Genomic DNA, 18,771 nt, shown 5'->3' on the forward strand with positions numbered 1-18,771 from the left:
GGAGATTTATCTAAATCACTAGCTTTTTAGTTCGAATACAATTACTTATTAAAACCGAAGTCAATATTGACAGCGTTGGTAAAACTTGTTAGAATATAGATATTCAATTTTGAGTTGACAAGACTCAACAGTTAAGTGACGATAGCCTAGGAGATACACCTGTACCCATGCCGAACACAGCAGTTAAGCCCTAGAACGCCTGAAGTAGTTGGGGGTTGCCCCCTGTTAGATACGGTAGTCGCTTAGCAAATTGGGAGTTTAGCTCAGCTGGGAGAGCATCTGCCTTACAAGCAGAGGGTCAGCGGTTCGATCCCGTTAACTCCCATATAAGCGGGTGTAGTTTAGTGGTAAAACTACAGCCTTCCAAGCTGTTGTCGCGAGTTCGATTCTCGTCACCCGCTTTGAACATAGTTCATACCCAAACTTGGTTTGGGCGCGTAGCTCAGATGGTTAGAGCGCACGCCTGATAAGCGTGAGGTCGGTGGTTCGATTCCACTCGTGCCCATTATATGGTCCGTTGGTCAAGGGGTTAAGACACCGCCTTTTCACGGCGGTAACACGGGTTCGAATCCCGTACGGACTATATTTGGAGGATTACCCAAGTCCGGCTGAAGGGAACGGTCTTGAAAACCGTCAGGCGTGTAAAAGCGTGCGTGGGTTCGAATCCCACATCCTCCTTACTACTATCGCGGGATGGAGCAGCTAGGTAGCTCGTCGGGCTCATAACCCGAAGGTCGTAGGTTCAAATCCTGCTCCCGCAATTTCTTTAAGAATTTGGCTCGGTAGCTCAGTTGGTAGAGCAATGGATTGAAGCTCCATGTGTCGGCGGTTCGATTCCGTCTCGCGCCATTAATTTAATATTATATTTCGGAGAGATAGCGAAGAGGCTAAACGCGGCGGACTGTAAATCCGCTCCTTCGGGTTCGGGGGTTCGAATCCCTCTCTCTCCATACCTTTACGGGCATAGTTTAAAGGTAGAACTAAGGTCTCCAAAACCTTCAGTGTGGGTTCAATTCCTACTGCCCGTGTTATATGGCGGGTGTGGTGAAGTGGTTAACACATCAGATTGTGGCTCTGACATTCGGGGGTTCGATTCCCCTCACTCGCCTATTTTAATATTGGGGTATCGCCAAGCGGTAAGGCAAGGGACTTTGACTCCCTCATGCGTTGGTTCGAATCCAGCTACCCCAGTTCAACTATATGCCGGCGTGGCGGAATTGGCAGACGCGCTGGACTCAAAATCCAGTGTCCGCAAGGACGTGCCGGTTCGACCCCGGCCGCCGGTATAGTTTATGAAGAAACGTTGATTTATCAGCGTTTCTTTTTTGCTTTGTCTGGCGGGTTGGGTGTTTTTTGGGTGCTCAGAATATTTCTGACATTGTAGTACTGTTAGATTTGCTATAATACTTCTACTTTATTACGTTGATAATGGGAAAACAGTTGTTTCCTGTATTTATTGCACAAAATACTTGACAAATCGCTTGTTATACTAGTATAACAAGGCTTGACTTTACAGCCAAGCCTTTCCTAATTGCTAAAAAAGGAGATTCAATTGATGGGCAAGAAACTGATAAAGAGCACAGCTATTGGAGTAGCGACTCTTAGCTCATTTGTAATTGCAAATGGTGTGCATGCTGAAGAAGCTGTAAATACCCCTACAAGCCCTGTAGAGAGCCCTGAGGTGTCTCTGACAGCTAGTGTAGGTATTGAGACGGTATCAGGTGTTATCGTGACCAATGGTGCTGCTGTTGTAACAGAAACACCGACTGAAGCAACGGTTAATCAGGCGGCTACTATTAAGACTGCTGCTGACCAGGCTGTAACTGATCAGACTGCTGTGGTGGTGGATGCGAGTGTTGCCGAAGAAAATGCCGCAAACGTGGTTGAAAGGGCCAATGAAGTGGTTGCAGAGGCTGAAACAAACAAGGCCGAAGCGACTGATGAGAACATTGCGAAAGCTGAAATAGAAGTTGCTAATACGCAAACAGCTATTTCAGAAGCTGAAAGCAAGGCTACTCAAGCCGCTGAAAACACAGCTGAAGCACAAGCAAAAGCCGATGATGCACAAGCTAAAGTAAATAGTGACCAAGCGGCCATTGATGCTCAAGAGACTGTTGTGGACAATGCTCAAACAGCTGTGGATAATGCACAAGCAGTTCTAGATGGCACAGGTAAAGAGACAGTTATCGCAGAACGTGACGATGCTGCAAGTGACCTTGAAGTTGCTAAAGCAGAAGAAACCAAAGCACAAAGCGACCTTACTAAAGCTCAAGAAGCTGATGCTAAGAAAGCAAGTGACTTGGCAACTGCTAAAGCAACTGAAGCTACTCAATCAGCAACAGCTGATAAGACTGCAAGTGACCTTGCACAAGCGCAAGCAGACGCTACTCAAGCGGCAGCTGACTTGGTAAATGCCAATACGGCGGTGGATAAGGCCCAGAAGGCACTAGACGGTACTGGAGCTGCTGCAATCATTGCAGAACGCGATGATGCACAAGCAGACCTTACACAAGCACAAGCAGCCGAAAACAAGGCACAAACTGACCTTGCAACTGCCCAAGCTGCGGATGCTAAAAAGGCCAGCGACCTTGCAAGCCTTACTGAAACACAAACGCAACAACAAGCGACTGCTAACCAAACAGCGGCAGCTCTTGCACAAGCACAGGCTGATGCTAAACTCAAAGCAGCCGCAAAAACAGCTGCCGACAACAAAGTGGCAGAGTTGACAGCTAACATCGCAGCTTTTGATAACTTAACAACCCCAAAACTGTCACAAGATGTTATCGATGCTTATAAGGCGTTTGTGAAGGATAAGTCTCAAAGCAATAAAGATGCTTTGTTTGATGCAGTCAATACATGGTATACAACCGATATGGTTGGCTATACTAAAACAATGGTAACTCCTGTTGACACAACTGTGGTTGACCCCGCAAACATGACAGAAGAGCAAGTAACAGCTTTATCTCAATACTATGTTTATATTGAAAATGCTGTGCGTAAGCAAATTTGGGGTTCAAACAACGAAGATGTGATTGTCACAAAAGATGCTATACAAGCGGCTATGCAAATTGCTAAAAATTATACAGCTGAAAATGATAATACTGGTGATCACAGCTATACAGCATTAAGAAATGATGGCAATAATAATGTAAGTTACAACTCGGAGGGGATTGCATTCATCTCCACTAAAACTACCACCATGACTCAGTTATATCGGAACATTTTCAGTATGTCAATCAATACATGGGCTGGTGATTACAACCAAAATTATGCGCATATTACAAACGAATATTGGCATTTTCCACGATATGCTGGTAGTGGTACCGTTAATGTACAAACCAGCGGAGCCTTTGTTACAAGCGTAACACCTGGTGGATTCGGACGCGCTCATACCATCCAATTTGCAGACAAAGGTGGTAACACCATCGCATCACCATACGACACAACAGCCCTTAAGGCTGAATTGGCAACGGCTAAGACAGCACAGGTTCAAGCGACACAAGCTGACAAGCAAGCACAAACAACTCTTGCTAGTGCAACAACTGCTAACAACCAAGCTCAATCAGCTTTACAAGCAACTATAGCTCAATTGACTGCTTTGAAAACTACTGCTGACCAAACACCAGCGGTACAAGCTACCTTGACAAGTGCAACCACTGTGCGTAAAGCCGCTGAAACGCGCCTTGCTGCTGCTCAACAAGCCGTTGACAACCTAAACGCTGACGTAGCAACCAAGACTAAAGCTCTTGAAGATGCGAAATCGGTTCAAGCAAAAGCTGTCGCAGCAGACACAAGTGCCAAAGCAACTCTTGCTCAGGCAAGAACTACAAATGACAAGGCTCACTCTGCACTTGCTGCAACTCGTGCAACCATTGCAAGCCTTGAAGCAATCGCTGACCAAACACCAGCCGCCCAGGCTACATTGACAAGTGCAACCGCTGCTCGTCAAGCTGCTGAAACTCGCTTGGCTAAGGCTCAACAAGCTGTTGACAACCTCAACGCAGATGTAGCAACTAAGACTAAAGCTCTTGAAGATGCGAAAAGTCAATTGGCTGCTGAAGAAGCAAAATTGGCTCAACTGAAAGAAGCTAAGTCTACCAGCGAAGTCGTTCTTGCAGAAGCTCAGTCGAAAGTAGAGGCATTGAAGGCTGAAGAAGCTAAGATTGCAGATGAAATTGCTGTATTGAAAGCGCAACTTGCCGAACAATTGGCTAAGCTTGCAGCACTCAAAAATGCTGACCAAGTCCTTGCAGATGCTCAAGCAGAGCTTGCAAAAGCTATCAAGGCTCACACTGCTGCTAAAGCAACCCTTGATGCTGAAATTGATAAGTTGGACCAATTCTTGAAGAACCAACGTGATGCTAAAGCTCAATATGAGGCTGTGAAGGAGGCTTATACCCAAGCACAGATTGTGGCTCAGAGACAAGCTATCAATGATGCAGGCGGTCAACCGATTGCTATCACAGATAAAGTTGGTAAGATTGTGGGCTACTTTGATGGCAACCAAACTGCAGGTACTAAGCTACAGCCAATCACTTATAGCAGAGTTGAAAAGTATAGACAGCTGCCACAAACGGGCTCACAAGAAAGCCTTTTGGTATTGTTAGGCTACACGGCCCTTGCTGGTCTTGGACTAGGTTATGCAAAAAAACGGAGAAGAGGATAGGAAAGAATGGCAGAACAACAAAATATAAACCAATTTGGTCGCGAGGAACTCATTGATATTTTGCAGTATTTGTATGTGCAGATTGATGAATTCTTTACTATTAAGAATAAAATGTCTTCTATTGTTGAACAGACTATTAGTACGCGTGTTAAACAGGCTACAACAGCTAAGTATAATCGGAATGGAAATATTGGTGGTATCATTTTTGCCCTGATGGGAGTGGTTGAACTCGGCAATAATTTTTTCAACGCTCTTTTCATGATGGGGGTGATGTATCTATTTGGGCAGGCTACAGTCCGTCTCTTTATGTGGCTTATGGCTAGACCGACTAATAAAAAACATTCGGCTTTCGGTCTCAATTATACTGTAAATGTACTTAGTAAGAAACAACTTGAGAAGGTTACTCAAGAAGCAACTGTTGAAGCGGAACATTCTCAAGAATATCAGTCGCTCCTTGCAGATAAGTTAGCATTGGAAAGCAACCAGACACTTCTTTATTTCTTGTCTCTGATCCCTGATAATTTTGCAAATTTGACAGATTTTGCGGGTATGTTGGTCTTGTTGCAGGATTTCCGTGCAACGAATTTCCAAGAAGCTGCCAACCTTTGGCGGACAGAACAGCATCAACAATCTGTGATGAATCAACAGAAAAAAATGGCAGAACAATTGGCGCGGAGGAATGCTCAAATTTCACAACTGCGTGATCAGGCAGAGCGACTTCGTAAAGGGCAGGCTCATTTGGAAGATGCCGCGGCAAGGGCAGCTATCCAGAATGCGCGAGCTAATGAAAAATTAGCTAACATGGAGCGTTACGGCGTCCATGCAACTATTCGCTGATTCAAATGAACTGGAGAAGTCCTGGCTTGTAGGAGAAAGATGAAAAAGAAATTATTAAGAGTAGGTTTTGTAGCCTTGTCAGTTTTGGTGTTAACGGCTTGTCAGGTGGGAACGAAAGAATATCTATCGGTTTCTTTTAAAAAGAAGATTCTTTTGTCAAAACTTCAACAGATTTCTATGTTTACAATTTCTCTAAATTGATTATTGACAAGGATGGTATTGTTACACTAGAAGCACCGAGTGAACTAGATAAAGATAAAATGGTTAAGCTATCTGCTCAGTCGGATCATTTTTATCGTGATAGTATCGATGATGTCTATGCAAGCTTGAATAATCTCGAGTATAGGGATGTTACAACTGAGGTGGAATCTGCTGTTAACAGATGGTAAGAATAGTTTGAGATGAAGAAACACTGAGAAATTGGTGTTTCTTTTTTATTAAGAAGGCTTATGAGTTGCTATGGATAGATCTACTCTTTTTCAGCAAATTTTCCTTGTTTTTTTGTTTTCCATGTGGTATACTTAACAAGTTAATTAAAAGGTTAAGGGGATGCCTATGAATCGTATTGCATTAGAAATTGAGAAGTACCTGCACGAGATTGTTTTGAGTTCGGAGAATCAATTGGAGATTTTGGTTGGTTCTTGTCAAAGCACGGTGAAGTTGACGAATACGCAGGAGCATATTTTGATGCTTATTGAAAAGGCTGCATATACTAATACTGAGATTGCTAAGGAGTTGAATGTTAGTCAGGCTGCGATCACGAAGGCTACAAAGTCATTAGTTGCTCAGGGGTTATTGGTGGCGGTTAGAGATGATAAGGATGCTCGTATTGTTCGCTTTAGTTTGACTGAGGCTGCTAAGCCTATTGCAGCAGAGCATGCTCATCATCACGCGCATACCTTGGAAGCTTATGAAGAGCTTTTGGAAAATTATAGTCTCGAAGAGCAGGAGTCAATTGCTCGATTCTTAAGTGAGTTAGTGGAGAAGATTAGAAAATAAATGAGATATATTACTGTGGAAGACTTGTCGTTTTACTACGACAAAGAACCGGTTTTAGAACATATTCATTATTATCTTGATAGTGGGGAATTTGTGACTTTGACTGGTGAGAATGGCGCAGCCAAGACAACCCTCATTAAGGCGACTTTGGGGATATTGAAGCCCAAACAGGGGAGGGTTTCTATTGCTGAGAAGAGTATAAAAGGTAAGAAGTTGAGAATGGCCTATTTACCTCAGCAAATTGCAAGTTTTAATGCTGGTTTTCCGAGCACGGTTTACGAATTTGTAAAATCAGGGCGTTATCCTCGACAAGGTTGGTTTCGTCGTTTGACAGCCCATGATGAGGAACATGTTCGGATTAGTTTGGAATCAGTTGGAATGTGGGAACATCGGGATAAGCGCTTAGGTGCTTTGAGTGGTGGGCAGAAGCAACGTGCGGTCATTGCGCGTATGTTTGCCTCTGATCCAGATATTTTTATTCTGGATGAACCGACAACAGGGATGGATGCAGGGACCAAGGATGCTTTTTACCAGCTCATGCATCATTCGGCTAAGAAGCATGGAAAGTCGGTTTTGATGATAACTCATGATCCTGATGAATTGAATAAATACGCTGATCGTAATATTCACCTAGTTCGTGATCAGCAGTCTCCTTGGCGTTGTTTCAATGTTCATGAAGCGGATGAGGAGGTTGCCGATGTTTGATCTATCTGTATTTCATTATGACTTTATGCAGCGTGCTTTCCTGGCAATCATTGCGATGAGTCTGTTCTCGCCTATTTTGGGGGTCTTTTTGATACTCAGACGACAGAGTTTGATGTCGGATACTCTTAGTCATGTTTCGTTGGCGGGGGTTGCATTTGGTTTGGTATTGGGGATTTCACCAACGCTTTCGACTGTTCTTGTCGTTATTGTGGCAGCTGTATTTTTAGAGTATTTGCGGACAATTTACAAGAATTTTATGGAAATTGGGACGGCTATCCTCATGTCGACTGGTTTGGCTATTTCGCTTATTGTCATGAATAAATCTGGTGGGAAATCAGGGCTTAGCCTGGAACAATATCTGTTTGGTTCGATTGTGACGATTAGTCAGGAGCAGGTAATTGCTTTGTTTACGATTGCTGTGATTGTTATTGTGCTGACATTGCTGTTTTTACGTCCGATGTATATTCTTACTTTTGATGAGGATACGGCATTTGTAGATGGGTTGCCTGTGCGAGCTATGTCCATTGCCTTCAATGTGGTGACTGGTGTTGCCATTGCCCTAATGATTCCTGCGGCAGGTGCTTTGCTGGTTTCAACAATTATGGTGTTGCCTGCTTCTATTGCATTGCGACTTGGTAAGAGTTTTAAAGCTGTTATCTTTACTGGGATGGGCATTGGCTTTTTTGGAATGGTCATGGGCTTGTTGACTTCTTACTATGCAGAAACCCCGGCGAGTGCAAGTATTACCTTGATTTTCATTAGTATTTTCTTACTGGTGAATGTTGTTCAAAAATTTAAAAAATAAGGAGTTAAGATGAAAAAAGTTGGTTTATTATTCTTGTCTGTCTCAGCTTTGCTTTTAGGGGCTTGTGGCAATAGCACAGCTTCTGAAGATGGGAAGTTGAATATTGTAACGACCTTTTATCCTGTTTATGAGTTTACCAAGCAGGTGGCAGGTGATGAGGCAAATGTTGATCTGTTGGTTAAGGCTGGGACAGAGGTTCATGGTTATGAGCCGTCAGCTAAAGATATTGCTCGTATCCAAGAGGCAGATGCTTTTGTTTATGAAAATGAAAATATGGAAACATGGGTTCATGATGTTGAAAAATCACTTGACACAACAAAGGTTAATGTGATTAGTGCGACGGAAGGGATGCTCTTGTTGCCAGGTAGTGAAGAAGGTGAGGATCACGACCATAGTGAGGAGGGCCATAGCCATGCTTATGATCCGCATGTATGGTTGTCTCCTGAGCGTGCCATCACACTTGTAGAAAATATTCGTGATAGTTTGGTAGCTAAATACCCAGAAAAGAAAGATGCTTTTGAAACAAATGCGGCAGCCTATATTGAGAAATTAGATGCTTTAGATATGAAATATTCTGAAACATTATCTGCTGCGAAACAGAAATACTTTGTTACACAACATACTGCATTTGCATATTTGGCTTTGGACTATGGTTTGAAACAAGTTTCTATTACAGGTGTTGCTGCAGATGAGGATCCGACTCCATCACGTCTAGCAGAATTGACAGAGTATATCAATAAATATGGTATTAAGTATATCTATTTTGAAGAAAATGCGTCAAAATCTGTTGCAGAAACACTTGCTAAAGAGACTGGGGTTCAGTTGGACGTTCTTAATCCTCTTGAAAGTTTGACGGATGAGGATATGAAAAATGGTAAGGATTATATTTCTGTTATGGAAGATAATCTGACTGCTCTTGAAAAAACAACTTCCCAAGAAGGTTCTGAAATTTTGCCAGAAGAAGGTGCTGAGACTGCGCAAACTGTCTATAATGGTTATTTTGAAGATAGTGCCGTAAAAGATCGTACTCTTTCAGATTATGCAGGTGAGTGGCAGTCGGTTTATCCATACTTGCTGGACGGGACGCTGGATCAAGTCTGGGATTACAAGGCTAAGATCAAAGGTGGTATGACAGCTGAAGAGTACAAGGCTTATTACGATACAGGCTACAAAACAGATGTTGATCAAATTAACATTACAGATAATACCATGGAATTTGTAGTGGGAGATAAGAAAGAAAAATTCACATATAAGTATGTGGGTTATAAGATTTTGACCTACAAAAAAGGAAATCGTGGTGTTCGTTTCTTGTTTGAAGCAACGGATGCAAATGCTGGTAACTATAAGTATGTTCAATTTAGCGACCACAATATCGCCCCTGTTAAAACAGGTCACTTCCATATCTATTTTGGTGGAGAGAGCCAAGAAAAACTGTTGGAAGAGTTGGAAAACTGGCCGACATATTATCCTGTTGGTTTGACTGGTTTGGAAATTGGTCAGGAAATGCTGGCTCACTAAGAATAATGAGAAGACTGGGCAAGATGTTCAGTCTTTCTTCTTGACAATTTTTGACTACAAATGTAAACTAAAGTTAGAAAATGATTGTTGGGAGGTGAATGTGTGGAGCAGACAATTTCTGCTGCGGAGTGGCAGGTCATGCGGGTTCTGTGGGCCTATCCTGGTGCAACTTCTCAGGAAATTATTCAGGCCTTGCAGGAAGGTTTTGATTGGCAGGCGACGACCATTAAGACACTCTTGGGGCGGCTGCGGAAGAAAAACTATTTGAGAATGGCTAAGGAAACTAGCAAGTACCACTACTACCCGCTTATCAGTGAAGAGGAACATTTGCAGGGGCAGGTGGAGCTCTTACTAGCTGCCATATGTTCCACAAAACAGGGGCAACTGGTTGAAAAACTGCTAGACACAGGGATATTTTCCCAAAAAAGCTTAGAAAATATAGCCAGCAAAATCTCTCAGCTACAAAAGACTGCACCCGAGCAAATCGCTTGTCGGTGTTTGGCGGGGCAATGTACCTGTGGGCATCATGCAAAAGGAGAAAGAATATGAAGCAAACTTTGAAATTGAAAAACTTATCGTGCCAAAACTGTGTCAAGCACGTGACCAAACACCTCTTGGAAATGGATGGGGTGGAAGATGTGAAAATCCAGCTGGATCAGCAGTTGGCGGAGGTGGAAACCTCTGTGGCCTATGACTTGGAACGGTACCAAGAGGTGCTGGATGATACTATCTATGAAGTGGAAGAATTGATATAGTCATTTAGTTTCTCTTTTATTACTTCGATGAGCGAGGAAACGTCGTTTCCTTATTTCCAACACTCCACTGGAGTGTTGGAACTCGCCTTGCCTGATTGAAACAGTCTGGGGGATACGAATAGTCCAGTGGACTATTCGTACCTGGGCCTGAAAACAAAAAAGCGAAGTACATCAGCTAGTCACCTAGAAACAAGAAAGCATTGAGTTATGCCTGCGGCTTTTGAAGCGAACCTGGTTCGCACTATCTCTAGCCTTCAAAGGTTCCCCAAACCTTTGAAGCGAGTACTAAAAGGAAACTAAGCGACTATATAAGCGAAAAAGCAGCTGTCGGGCTGCTTTTTATAATGCTTTGAGAAATCGATGCAGGTCTAGTTGGACTTGTGCAAGTGAAATTTGGTCCCAGAAGCCGTCTGATTGAAAGCGTGGAATCAGGTGGACATGGAAATGGGTGCCAGCATCAAACAAGCGATCGTTGCAGGCTATGGTCACACCGTCAATTGCCAATATTTGACAGAGTTTTTCAGTCAACAAGACTTCCAAGTCTGATAGCTCATAGCGAACAGCAGGAGGGACTTGGTGGAGCGTGTCATAGTGTTCCTTGCTAATAATCAGCAGATGCCCTGTTTGGACAGGGTCAATGTCCCAGACGACCTTGAAATGCTCCGTCTGGTAGAGAATGTCATTTTCATTGAGTTGGTGACAAAAAATACAGGTCATGTCATTTCTCCTAGGTTAGCAGAAAAGGAAATCACATAGGATTTCCTTGAAAAATATTAATAAGTCAAAACTGAATATTTTTTCTTCCCACGACGGATAACGGTCAACTCGCCGTCGATTTTGTCGCTGTCAGACAGTGTGTAGTCCAAGTCTTGCACACGCTCGCCGTTGACATAAATCGCACCATTTGCTACGTCCTCACGAGCTTGGCGTTTTGAGGTGACAATACCAGAGGTAACCAAGAGTTCCACGATGTTAAGGTTGTCTTCAGCCTGTACAGCATAGTTTGGAACGTTGCTAAGGCCCTGTTTGAGTTCTTTTGCAGATAGGTTTTTGATGTTGCCAGCGAACAATTGCTCGGTGATGTTAAGGGCTTGGTTATAGGCTTCTTCACCGTGGACCAATGTCACGACTTCCTTAGCCAAAATCTTCTGAGCTAGGCGTTCATGACGGGCAGCGTCAAATTTTTCTTCAATCTCAGCAATCTCATCAAGTGACAAGAAAGTAAAGATTTTCAAGAAACGAACGGCATCGTCGTCCATGACATTGAGCCAGAATTGGTACATTTCATACGGTGAAGTCTTGTCGGCATCAAGCCAAACAGCGTTGCCTTCTGACTTACCAAACTTCTTACCTGTTGAGTCGGTAATGAGAGGAACAGTCATCACGTGACCAGACTTGTCAGCCTTGCGACGAAGCAATTCAGTACCAGCTGTCATGTTGCCCCACTGATCAGAACCACCGATTTGAAGGGTCACGTTGTGTTTGTCATTGAGCTCGTAGAAGTCATAACCCTGCATGATTTGGTAAGCAAACTCGGTGTAGGAAATCCCTGTTTCAATCCGTTTTTTCACAGAGTCCTTGCTCATCATGTAGTTGACTGTGTAGTATTTACCAACATCACGGAGGAAGTCGATAAAGCTGATGTCTGAGAACCAGTCGTAGTTGTTGACCATTTCGGCCTTGTTGTCACCATTTTCAAAATCCAAGAAGCGAGAGAGTTGACCTTGGATTTTATCAACCCAACCGTCTACGGTATCTTTGGTTTGCAAGCTGCGCTCCGCATCCTTGAAGGAAGGGTCGCCAATCAGACCAGTAGCTCCACCAACTAGAGCGTAAGGTTTGTGCCCTGCTAATTGCAAGTGACGGCAGACGAGGATTGGTACCAAATGCCCCAAATGCAGGCTATCGGCAGTTGGGTCGTAGCCAGAATAATAGGATACTTGCCCTTCTGTTAATGCTTTTACTAGGGCTTCTTCATCAGTCGTTTGAAAGACCAAGCCACGTGCTTTTAGTTCTTCAAAAATGTTCATGCGTTTCTCCTTCAATTAGATGCTTTGGTTTTTGAGTTTTTTACAAGCTAAAACCGCATCTTACCATTAAAAAATTCTCTCCTATTATACCACGAAATTGCGGAAAATAAACAAAATTTGGTATAATGGAACGATAAGGAGTTAATATGGCGACTAAATCAGATAAGCAAGATTTTAAAAAGAAAATCAGTGCCCTAGGCTTAGGGGATGTAGTGGGAGTTTTCCTTCGGACGCTGAAATTATTATTCAATTCAGTAGCAGTCTTGGTCTTCCTATTCGGTCTTTTTGGTGCGGGTATAGGAATTGGTTTCGTGGTTAGTCTTTTCGATGACGTTAAGATTCCCAAAACAGAGGAACTGGTAGCGAAGGTTTCAGAAGTTAGTCGGATTTCCACCGTTACCTATTCGGATGGTAGCTTGGTGTCGGAAGTTAATTCAGATTTGCTTCGTGTACCCATTACTTCGGAAGAGGTCTCTAATTATCTAAAACAGGCTGTAATTGCGACAGAGGATGAAACATTTGAAACCCACAATGGGGTTGTGCCTAAGGCTGTTTTGCGTGCGGCACTGGGATCAGTTGGTCTAGGTTCATCTAGCGGTGGTTCAACCTTGACGCAGCAATTGATAAAACAGCAACTTGTCGGAGATGCTCCAACCTTTACGCGTAAGGCTAATGAGATTGTTTCGGCTTTGGCATTAGAGCGGAATATGACCAAGGAAGAGATTTTGACCATTTACCTAAATGTTTCTCCATTTGGTCGAAATAATCAGGGACGAAATATTGCAGGGGTAGAAGCTGCGGCTCAGGGAATTTTTGGTAAACCAGCGAAAGACTTGACTGTTCCGCAGGCTGCTTTTATTGCAGGCTTACCGCAAAGTCCGATTGTTTATTCTCCCTATGCATCAGATGGAACACGTAAATCAGATGAAGATATGGTTTACGGTATTGAACGCTATCAAGATGTTCTCTTTAATATGTATCGGGCGTCATTCTTGACCAAGGAAGAATACGAAACCTACAAAGCTTACGATATTAAACAAGATTTTATTGCTCCAGCTCCTGTAATGGCGGATACGAAAGATTATCTCTACTACGAGGTCATGGAAGAAGCGCAAGAGGTTATGTTTGATTATCTGGTAAAACGCGATAAGGTTTCTGAAAATGACTTGAAAAATGATGAAACTAAGGCTTCCTATGAAGAATTGGCTAAGCAAGAATTGAGTCAAGGCGGCTATACGATTAAGAGTACCGTTGATCAAGGAATCTATGCGGCGATGCAGTCTGTTGTGGCAAACTATGGATCTGTTTTGGATGATGGAAACGAATATGTCGAGACAGGTAGTGTGTTAATTGATAATGCCACAGGAGCCATTTTAGGATTTGTGGGTGGTCGCGATTATGCAACCAACCAAAATAACCATGCCTTTGATACTCTTCGTTCGCCAGCGTCAACCATCAAGCCTCTGTTAGCTTACGGTATTGCGATTGATCAAGGTTTGATAGGTTCTGCCAGCATCCTTTCAGATTATCCAACGAACTTTTCAAGTGGACAACCGATTATGTATGGTTCAGGACGTGGTACTGGCATGATGAACTTACAGACGGCTATTGACCGTTCTGTTAACATTCCTGCTTTTTGGACCTATAAGATGATGAGAAATGCAGGTGTAGATGCCAAAGCGTACATGGATAAAATGAATTATCATATTCCTATGTACGATATTGAAAGTGTACCGTTGGGCGGTGGTGTTGAAATTTCAGTATTGACAAATACCAATGCCTATCAAACTTTGGCAAATGGTGGTGTTTATAACAAACATTACATTGTTGAAAGCATTACTGCCTCTGATGGAACAGTAGTGTATCAGCATGAAGCTGCTCCGGTTCAGGTCTATTCTAAAGCAACTGCAAGTATTATGAACCAGCTTTTGAGACAGGTTGTCAACTCTGGGTATACTACGACGTTCAAGAGTCGATTGAGTGGTTTAAACCCACAGGCAGCATCGTCTGATTTCGTCGGTAAGACGGGAACAAGTAATGAAGTCAATGACGTGTGGCTCATGCTATCGACCCCTAGAGTAACTTTAGGTACCTGGGCTGGGAATGATGATAACTCAGAAATGTATGTCTGGACTGGCTACCACAATAATTCACAATATGTGGCCCATATGGTTGATGCTCTTTACAATGTTAATGCGGATATGTTCGCAGGAAAATTTGAATTAGACAGTAGTGTTATTGCTTCTAGCGTCGTTGCTTCTACAGGTCAACGTGCAGGGACGACACAGGTAAATGGGCGCCAAGTAACAGTTGGCGGTGCGATGACAACTAGTTATTGGGCTAAAAATGGTGCACCAGTAACGAGCTATAACTTCATGGTTGGGGGGACAGATAGTGACCGAGCACAGGCTTGGAATACAATTATCGGCTCGCAAACACCAACATCAAGTAGCTCAACCCAACGAAGCAGTTCGACTCGGACTAGCACGAGTTCTTCAGCTAATAACACGAACCAATCATCAGAAACGCAAACAGCAACTAGTGAGCAAGCGAATAATGATTCACCTTGATTTTTCCTAGTACTTGTGCTATAATAGTGTAAATTATTTGTCGTGTGTCTTGTTTGAAATATTGTCCAAACAAGGCTTGCAGCAGTTAAATCAAACTTTTTCAAAGGAAGATTTAGCTGCTCTTTTTGTGTCTATGAGGAATTTTTTTGAGAATTGTTACCTATTCTTAAAGATTCTAAAAATTCTAACAAAAGACAAATGTGTTTGATTTTGCAGAAAAATCAATAGAAAAATAGAGGAGAATTAACTTGGCAGGACATGAAGTTCAGTACGGTAAGCACCGTACCCGTCGTAGTTTTTCAAGAATCAAGGAAGTTCTTGATTTACCAAATTTGATTGAAATCCAAACGGACTCTTTCCAAGACTTTTTAGATTATGGTTTGAAAGAAGTCTTTGAAGATGTACTTCCAGTTTCAAACTTTACGGATACCATGGAATTGGAATTCGTTGGTTATGAATTGAAAGAACCTAAATATACATTGGAAGAGGCACGTGCGCATGATGCGAACTACTCAGCTCCAATTTATGTAACTTTCCGTCTGGTGAATAAAGAAACTGGCGAGATCAAGACGCAAGAAGTCTTCTTCGGTGAGTTTCCAATCATGACTGAAATGGGTACCTTCATCATCAACGGTGCAGAGCGTATCATCGTTTCTCAGTTGGTTCGTTCACCAGGTGTCTACTTCAATGATAAAGTAGATAAGAACGGTAAAGTAGGTTATGGTTCAACGGTTATCCCTAACCGTGGAGCTTGGTTGGAATTGGAAACAGACTCAAAAGACATTGCCTACACTCGTATTGACCGTACGCGTAAGATTCCGTTCACAACGCTTGTTCGTGCGCTTGGTTTCTCAGGCGATGATGAAATCTTTGACATCTTCGGTGATAGCGAATTGGTTCGCAATACCATTGAAAAAGATATTCATAAAAACCCAGCAGATTCTCGTACAGATGAAGCCCTCAAGGAAATCTATGAGCGTCTTCGTCCAGGTGAACCAAAGACAGCTGAAAGCTCTCGTAGCCTTTTGACAGCTCGTTTCTTTGACCCACGTCGTTACGACTTGGCACCTGTTGGTCGTTATAAAATCAATAAAAAACTCAACCTCCGTACTCGTTTGCTCAACCAAACACTTGCTGAGCATGTGATTAACGGTGAGACAGGCGAAATCGTCTTGGAAGCTGGTACTGTATTGAGTCGTGATGTGCTTGAAAAAGTAGAAGCACAATTCGATGAACTCAACTTGGTAGAATATATTCCAAATGACAACGCTGTTCTTCTTGAGCCAGTTCTTTTGCAGAAATTCAAGATTGTAGCTCCTAAGGATCCAGAACGTGTTGTGACGGTGATTGGTAATGCGAATCCAGCAGAAAACGTACGTACAGTAACACCTGCGGACATCTTGGCTGAAATGAGCTACTTCCTCAACTTGGCTGAGGGTCTTGGTCGTGTAGATGATATTGACCACTTGGGTAACCGTCGTATTCGTGCCGTTGGTGAATTGCTTGCTAACCAAGTACGTATCGGTTTGACTCGTATGGAACGTAACTTGCGTGAGCGTATGTCTGTTCAAGACAATGAAGTATTGACGCCACAACAAATCATCAATATCCGTCCTGTTACAGCCGCAATCAAAGAATTCTTTGGTTCATCTCAGTTGTCACAGTTCATGGACCAACACAACCCACTTTCTGAGTTGTCTCACAAACGCCGTTTGTCAGCCTTGGGACCTGGTGGTTTGACTCGTGACCGTGCTGGTTATGAGGTTCGAGACGTTCACTACACCCACTATGGTCGTATGTGTCCGATTGAAACACCTGAGGGACCAAACATCGGTTTGATCAACAACTTGTCTTCTTATGGACACCTTAACAAGTATGGTTTCATTCAAACACCATACCGCAAGATCGACCGTGCAACTGGTACAGTAACGAACGAAATCGTTTGGTTGACAGCGGATGAAGAAGATGCCTACATCGTAGCACAATCAACTTCACCACTTGATGAAAACAACCGTTTCGTTGATAAGATTGTTATGGGACGTCACCAAGGTAACAACCAAGAGTTCCCAGCAGATTCAGCAGACTTCATGGATGTTTCTCCTAAGCAGGTAGTTGCCGTTGCGACAGCATGTATTCCTTTCTTGGAAAACGATGACTCCAACCGTGCCCTCATGGGTGCCAACATGCAACGTCAGGCTGTTCCTTTGATTGATCCAAAAGCACCTTACGTTGGTACTGGTATGGAATACCAGGCTGCCCACGACTCAGGTGCGGCAATCATTGCTCAACACGATGGTAAGGTTGTTTACGCAGATGCGGACAAGGTAGAAGTGCGTCGTGAAGATGGCTCGCTTGATGTCTACCACATTTCTAAATTCCGTCGTTCAAACTCTGGTACTGCCTACAACCAACGTACCCTTGTAAAATTGGGCGACGTCGTAGAAAAAGGCGACTTCATCGCAGATGGACCTTCTATGGAAAATGGGGAAATGGCTCTTGGTCAAAACCCTATCGTTGCCTACATGACTTGGGAAGGTTACAACTTCGAGGATGCGGTTATCATGTCTGAACGCCTTGTGAAAGACGATGTCTATACATCTGTTCATTTGGAAGAATACGAATCAGAAACACGCGATACCAAGTTAGGCCCTGAAGAAATCACTCGCGAAATTCCAAACGTTGGTGAAGATGCTCTTCGCAACTTGGATGAAATGGGGATTATCCGTATCGGTGCGGAAGTTAAAGAGGGCGACATTCTTGTTGGTAAAGTCACACCAAAAGGTGAAAAAGATCTTTCTGCTGAAGAGCGCCTCTTGCACGCTATCTTCGGTGACAAGTCACGTGAAGTACGTGATACATCTCTTCGTGTACCTCACGGTGCCGATGGTGTCGTTCGTGATGTGAAAATCTTTACTCGTGCCAACGGTGATGAATTGCAATCAGGTGTTAACATGTTGGTTCGTGTTTACATCGCTCAAAAACGTAAGATCAAGGTCGGAGATAAGATGGCCGGTCGTCACGGTAACAAGGGTGTCGTTTCACGTATTGTACCTGTTGAGGATATGCCATATCTTCCAGACGGAACACCAGTTGACATCATGTTGAACCCACTCGGGGTGCCATCACGTATGAACATCGGTCAGGTTATGGAACTTCACTTGGGTATGGCGGCTCGCAACTTGGGTATTCATATCGCAACACCAGTTTTCGATGGTGCAAGTTCAGAAGACCTCTGGTCAACTGTTAAAGAAGCAGGTATGGACTCAGATGCCAAAACCATTCTTTACGATGGACGTACAGGTGAGCCATTTGACAACCGTGTATCTGTCGGTGTCATGTACATGATCAAGCTTCACCACATGGTTGATGATAAACTTCACGCCCGCTCAGTCGGACCATACTCACTCGTTACCCAACAGCCACTCGGAGGTAAGGCTCAGTTTGGTGGTCAGCGTTTCGGTGAGATGGAGGTTTGGGCCCTTGAAGCCTACGGTGCTTCTAACGTCCTTCAAGAAATCTTGACTTACAAGTCAGATGATGTGACAGGCCGTCTTAAAGCCTATGAAGCCATCACCAAAGGTAAACCAATTCCAAAACCAGGTGTTCCAGAATCATTCCGCGTTCTTGTCAAAGAATTGCAATCACTTGGTTTGGATATGCGTGTCCTTGATGAAGACAACAATGAAGTAGAATTGCGTGACCTTGATGAAGGTGAAGATGATGACATCATCCACGTAGATGATCTTGAAAAAGCACGTGCAAAAGCCGCAGCTGATGCAGCCGCAGCCTTTGCAGCAGAAGAAGCAGAAGGCAAAGAATAATTAGAATGGATGGAATAAGTTGGTCCAAATCTCAGAACTGAAAGAGACAAGGACCAACGGTCTTC

The 18,771-nt window shown here is 43.3% G+C and carries 14 protein-coding genes, 12 tRNA genes and 1 rRNA gene; 25 read left to right on the plus strand and 2 right to left on the minus strand.

Annotation, left to right across the window (positions count from 1 at the left end):
- Positions 1-131: 131 nt before the first annotated feature.
- The 23 genes from rrf to K5Q34_RS09140 all read left to right on the plus strand — a co-directional run bounded on the left by rrf (position 132) and on the right by K5Q34_RS09140 (position 10,285).
- Positions 132-247, plus strand: a 5S ribosomal RNA gene (rrf, locus tag K5Q34_RS09030).
- A gap of 5 nt (positions 248-252) precedes the next feature.
- Positions 253-325, plus strand: a tRNA-Val gene (locus K5Q34_RS09035).
- A 5-nt stretch (positions 326-330) separates the two neighbouring features.
- Positions 331-401 (plus strand) — tRNA-Gly (locus K5Q34_RS09040).
- Positions 402-431: 30 nt separating this feature from the next.
- Positions 432-505: transfer RNA gene (locus tag K5Q34_RS09045), tRNA-Ile, on the plus strand.
- A gap of 6 nt (positions 506-511) precedes the next feature.
- A tRNA-Glu gene (locus tag K5Q34_RS09050) sits at positions 512-583 on the plus strand.
- A gap of 5 nt (positions 584-588) precedes the next feature.
- Positions 589-678, plus strand: a tRNA-Ser gene (locus K5Q34_RS09055).
- A gap of 9 nt (positions 679-687) precedes the next feature.
- A tRNA-Met gene (locus K5Q34_RS09060) sits at positions 688-761 on the plus strand.
- A gap of 15 nt (positions 762-776) precedes the next feature.
- Positions 777-849, plus strand: a tRNA-Phe gene (locus K5Q34_RS09065).
- Between the two features lie 20 nt (positions 850-869).
- Positions 870-950: transfer RNA gene (locus tag K5Q34_RS09070), tRNA-Tyr, on the plus strand.
- 7 nt (positions 951-957) lie between these two features.
- Positions 958-1,028, plus strand: a tRNA-Trp gene (locus K5Q34_RS09075).
- 7 nt (positions 1,029-1,035) lie between these two features.
- A tRNA-His gene (locus K5Q34_RS09080) sits at positions 1,036-1,108 on the plus strand.
- A gap of 11 nt (positions 1,109-1,119) precedes the next feature.
- Positions 1,120-1,191 (plus strand) — tRNA-Gln (locus K5Q34_RS09085).
- 11 nt (positions 1,192-1,202) lie between these two features.
- Positions 1,203-1,286, plus strand: a tRNA-Leu gene (locus K5Q34_RS09090).
- A 269-nt stretch (positions 1,287-1,555) separates the two neighbouring features.
- Positions 1,556-4,666: an SEC10/PgrA surface exclusion domain-containing protein gene (locus tag K5Q34_RS09095; RefSeq protein WP_221864884.1), complete on the plus strand. Its 3,111-nt coding sequence runs from the start codon at positions 1,556-1,558 to the stop codon at positions 4,664-4,666.
- A 6-nt stretch (positions 4,667-4,672) separates the two neighbouring features.
- Positions 4,673-5,503 (plus strand): hypothetical protein, encoded by an 831-nt coding sequence (locus tag K5Q34_RS09100; protein WP_205028886.1) that lies wholly within the window; start codon positions 4,673-4,675, stop codon positions 5,501-5,503.
- Between the two features lie 39 nt (positions 5,504-5,542).
- On the plus strand, positions 5,543-5,704 hold the full coding sequence (locus K5Q34_RS09105) for a hypothetical protein (RefSeq protein WP_161941060.1): 162 nt from the start codon (positions 5,543-5,545) through the stop codon (positions 5,702-5,704).
- Complete coding sequence (locus tag K5Q34_RS09110; protein ID WP_205028885.1) at positions 5,701-5,892, plus strand: hypothetical protein; 192 nt, start codon at positions 5,701-5,703, stop codon at positions 5,890-5,892. The genes K5Q34_RS09105 and K5Q34_RS09110 overlap by 4 nt, the downstream gene beginning before the upstream one ends.
- A 166-nt stretch (positions 5,893-6,058) precedes the next feature.
- Positions 6,059-6,502 (plus strand): zinc-dependent MarR family transcriptional regulator, encoded by a 444-nt coding sequence (locus K5Q34_RS09115; RefSeq protein ID WP_012774904.1) that lies wholly within the window; start codon positions 6,059-6,061, stop codon positions 6,500-6,502.
- The gene (locus K5Q34_RS09120) at positions 6,503-7,207 is read left to right on the plus strand and encodes a metal ABC transporter ATP-binding protein (protein WP_024385111.1); all 705 of its coding nucleotides are present in this window, start codon (positions 6,503-6,505) and stop codon (positions 7,205-7,207) included.
- Positions 7,200-8,012, plus strand: coding sequence for a metal ABC transporter permease (locus K5Q34_RS09125; RefSeq protein ID WP_002936593.1), 813 nt, complete (start codon positions 7,200-7,202; stop codon positions 8,010-8,012). Before K5Q34_RS09120 ends, K5Q34_RS09125 begins: the two co-directional genes overlap by 8 nt.
- A 9-nt stretch (positions 8,013-8,021) precedes the next feature.
- Complete coding sequence (locus tag K5Q34_RS09130; protein ID WP_029172118.1) at positions 8,022-9,530, plus strand: zinc ABC transporter substrate-binding protein AdcA; 1,509 nt, start codon at positions 8,022-8,024, stop codon at positions 9,528-9,530.
- A 102-nt stretch (positions 9,531-9,632) separates the two neighbouring features.
- Positions 9,633-10,079, plus strand: a complete 447-nt coding sequence (locus K5Q34_RS09135; RefSeq protein ID WP_221864869.1) for a CopY/TcrY family copper transport repressor — start codon at positions 9,633-9,635, stop codon at positions 10,077-10,079.
- Complete coding sequence (locus tag K5Q34_RS09140) at positions 10,076-10,285, plus strand: heavy-metal-associated domain-containing protein (RefSeq protein WP_221864870.1); 210 nt, start codon at positions 10,076-10,078, stop codon at positions 10,283-10,285. Before K5Q34_RS09135 ends, K5Q34_RS09140 begins: the two co-directional genes overlap by 4 nt.
- Before the next feature lie 339 nt (positions 10,286-10,624).
- On the opposite strand, the gene K5Q34_RS09145 is transcribed toward K5Q34_RS09140, so the two are convergent.
- Together K5Q34_RS09145 and tyrS are read right to left on the minus strand one after the other, a co-directional pair.
- Entirely contained in the window at positions 10,625-11,002 is a 378-nt protein-coding gene (locus K5Q34_RS09145) for an HIT family protein (protein WP_221864871.1), read from the minus strand.
- A gap of 56 nt (positions 11,003-11,058) precedes the next feature.
- Complete coding sequence (gene tyrS / locus K5Q34_RS09150) at positions 11,059-12,315, minus strand: tyrosine--tRNA ligase (protein WP_221864872.1); 1,257 nt, start codon at positions 12,313-12,315, stop codon at positions 11,059-11,061.
- A 146-nt stretch (positions 12,316-12,461) separates the two neighbouring features.
- Between tyrS and pbp1b the strand changes: the two genes are divergently transcribed.
- Positions 12,462-14,885 carry a penicillin-binding protein PBP1B gene (pbp1b, locus tag K5Q34_RS09155; protein ID WP_024401499.1) on the plus strand — a complete coding sequence of 808 codons (2,424 nt, stop codon included), beginning with the start codon at positions 12,462-12,464 and terminating at the stop codon, positions 14,883-14,885.
- Positions 14,886-15,133: 248 nt separating this feature from the next.
- On the plus strand, positions 15,134-18,706 hold the full coding sequence (gene rpoB, locus K5Q34_RS09160) for a DNA-directed RNA polymerase subunit beta (protein ID WP_024385118.1): 3,573 nt from the start codon (positions 15,134-15,136) through the stop codon (positions 18,704-18,706).
- Positions 18,707-18,771: the final 65 nt, after the last annotated feature.

The organism is Streptococcus sp. 2018110 (genome assembly GCF_019754115.1).
Classification (GTDB): domain Bacteria; phylum Bacillota; class Bacilli; order Lactobacillales; family Streptococcaceae; genus Streptococcus; species Streptococcus hashimotonensis.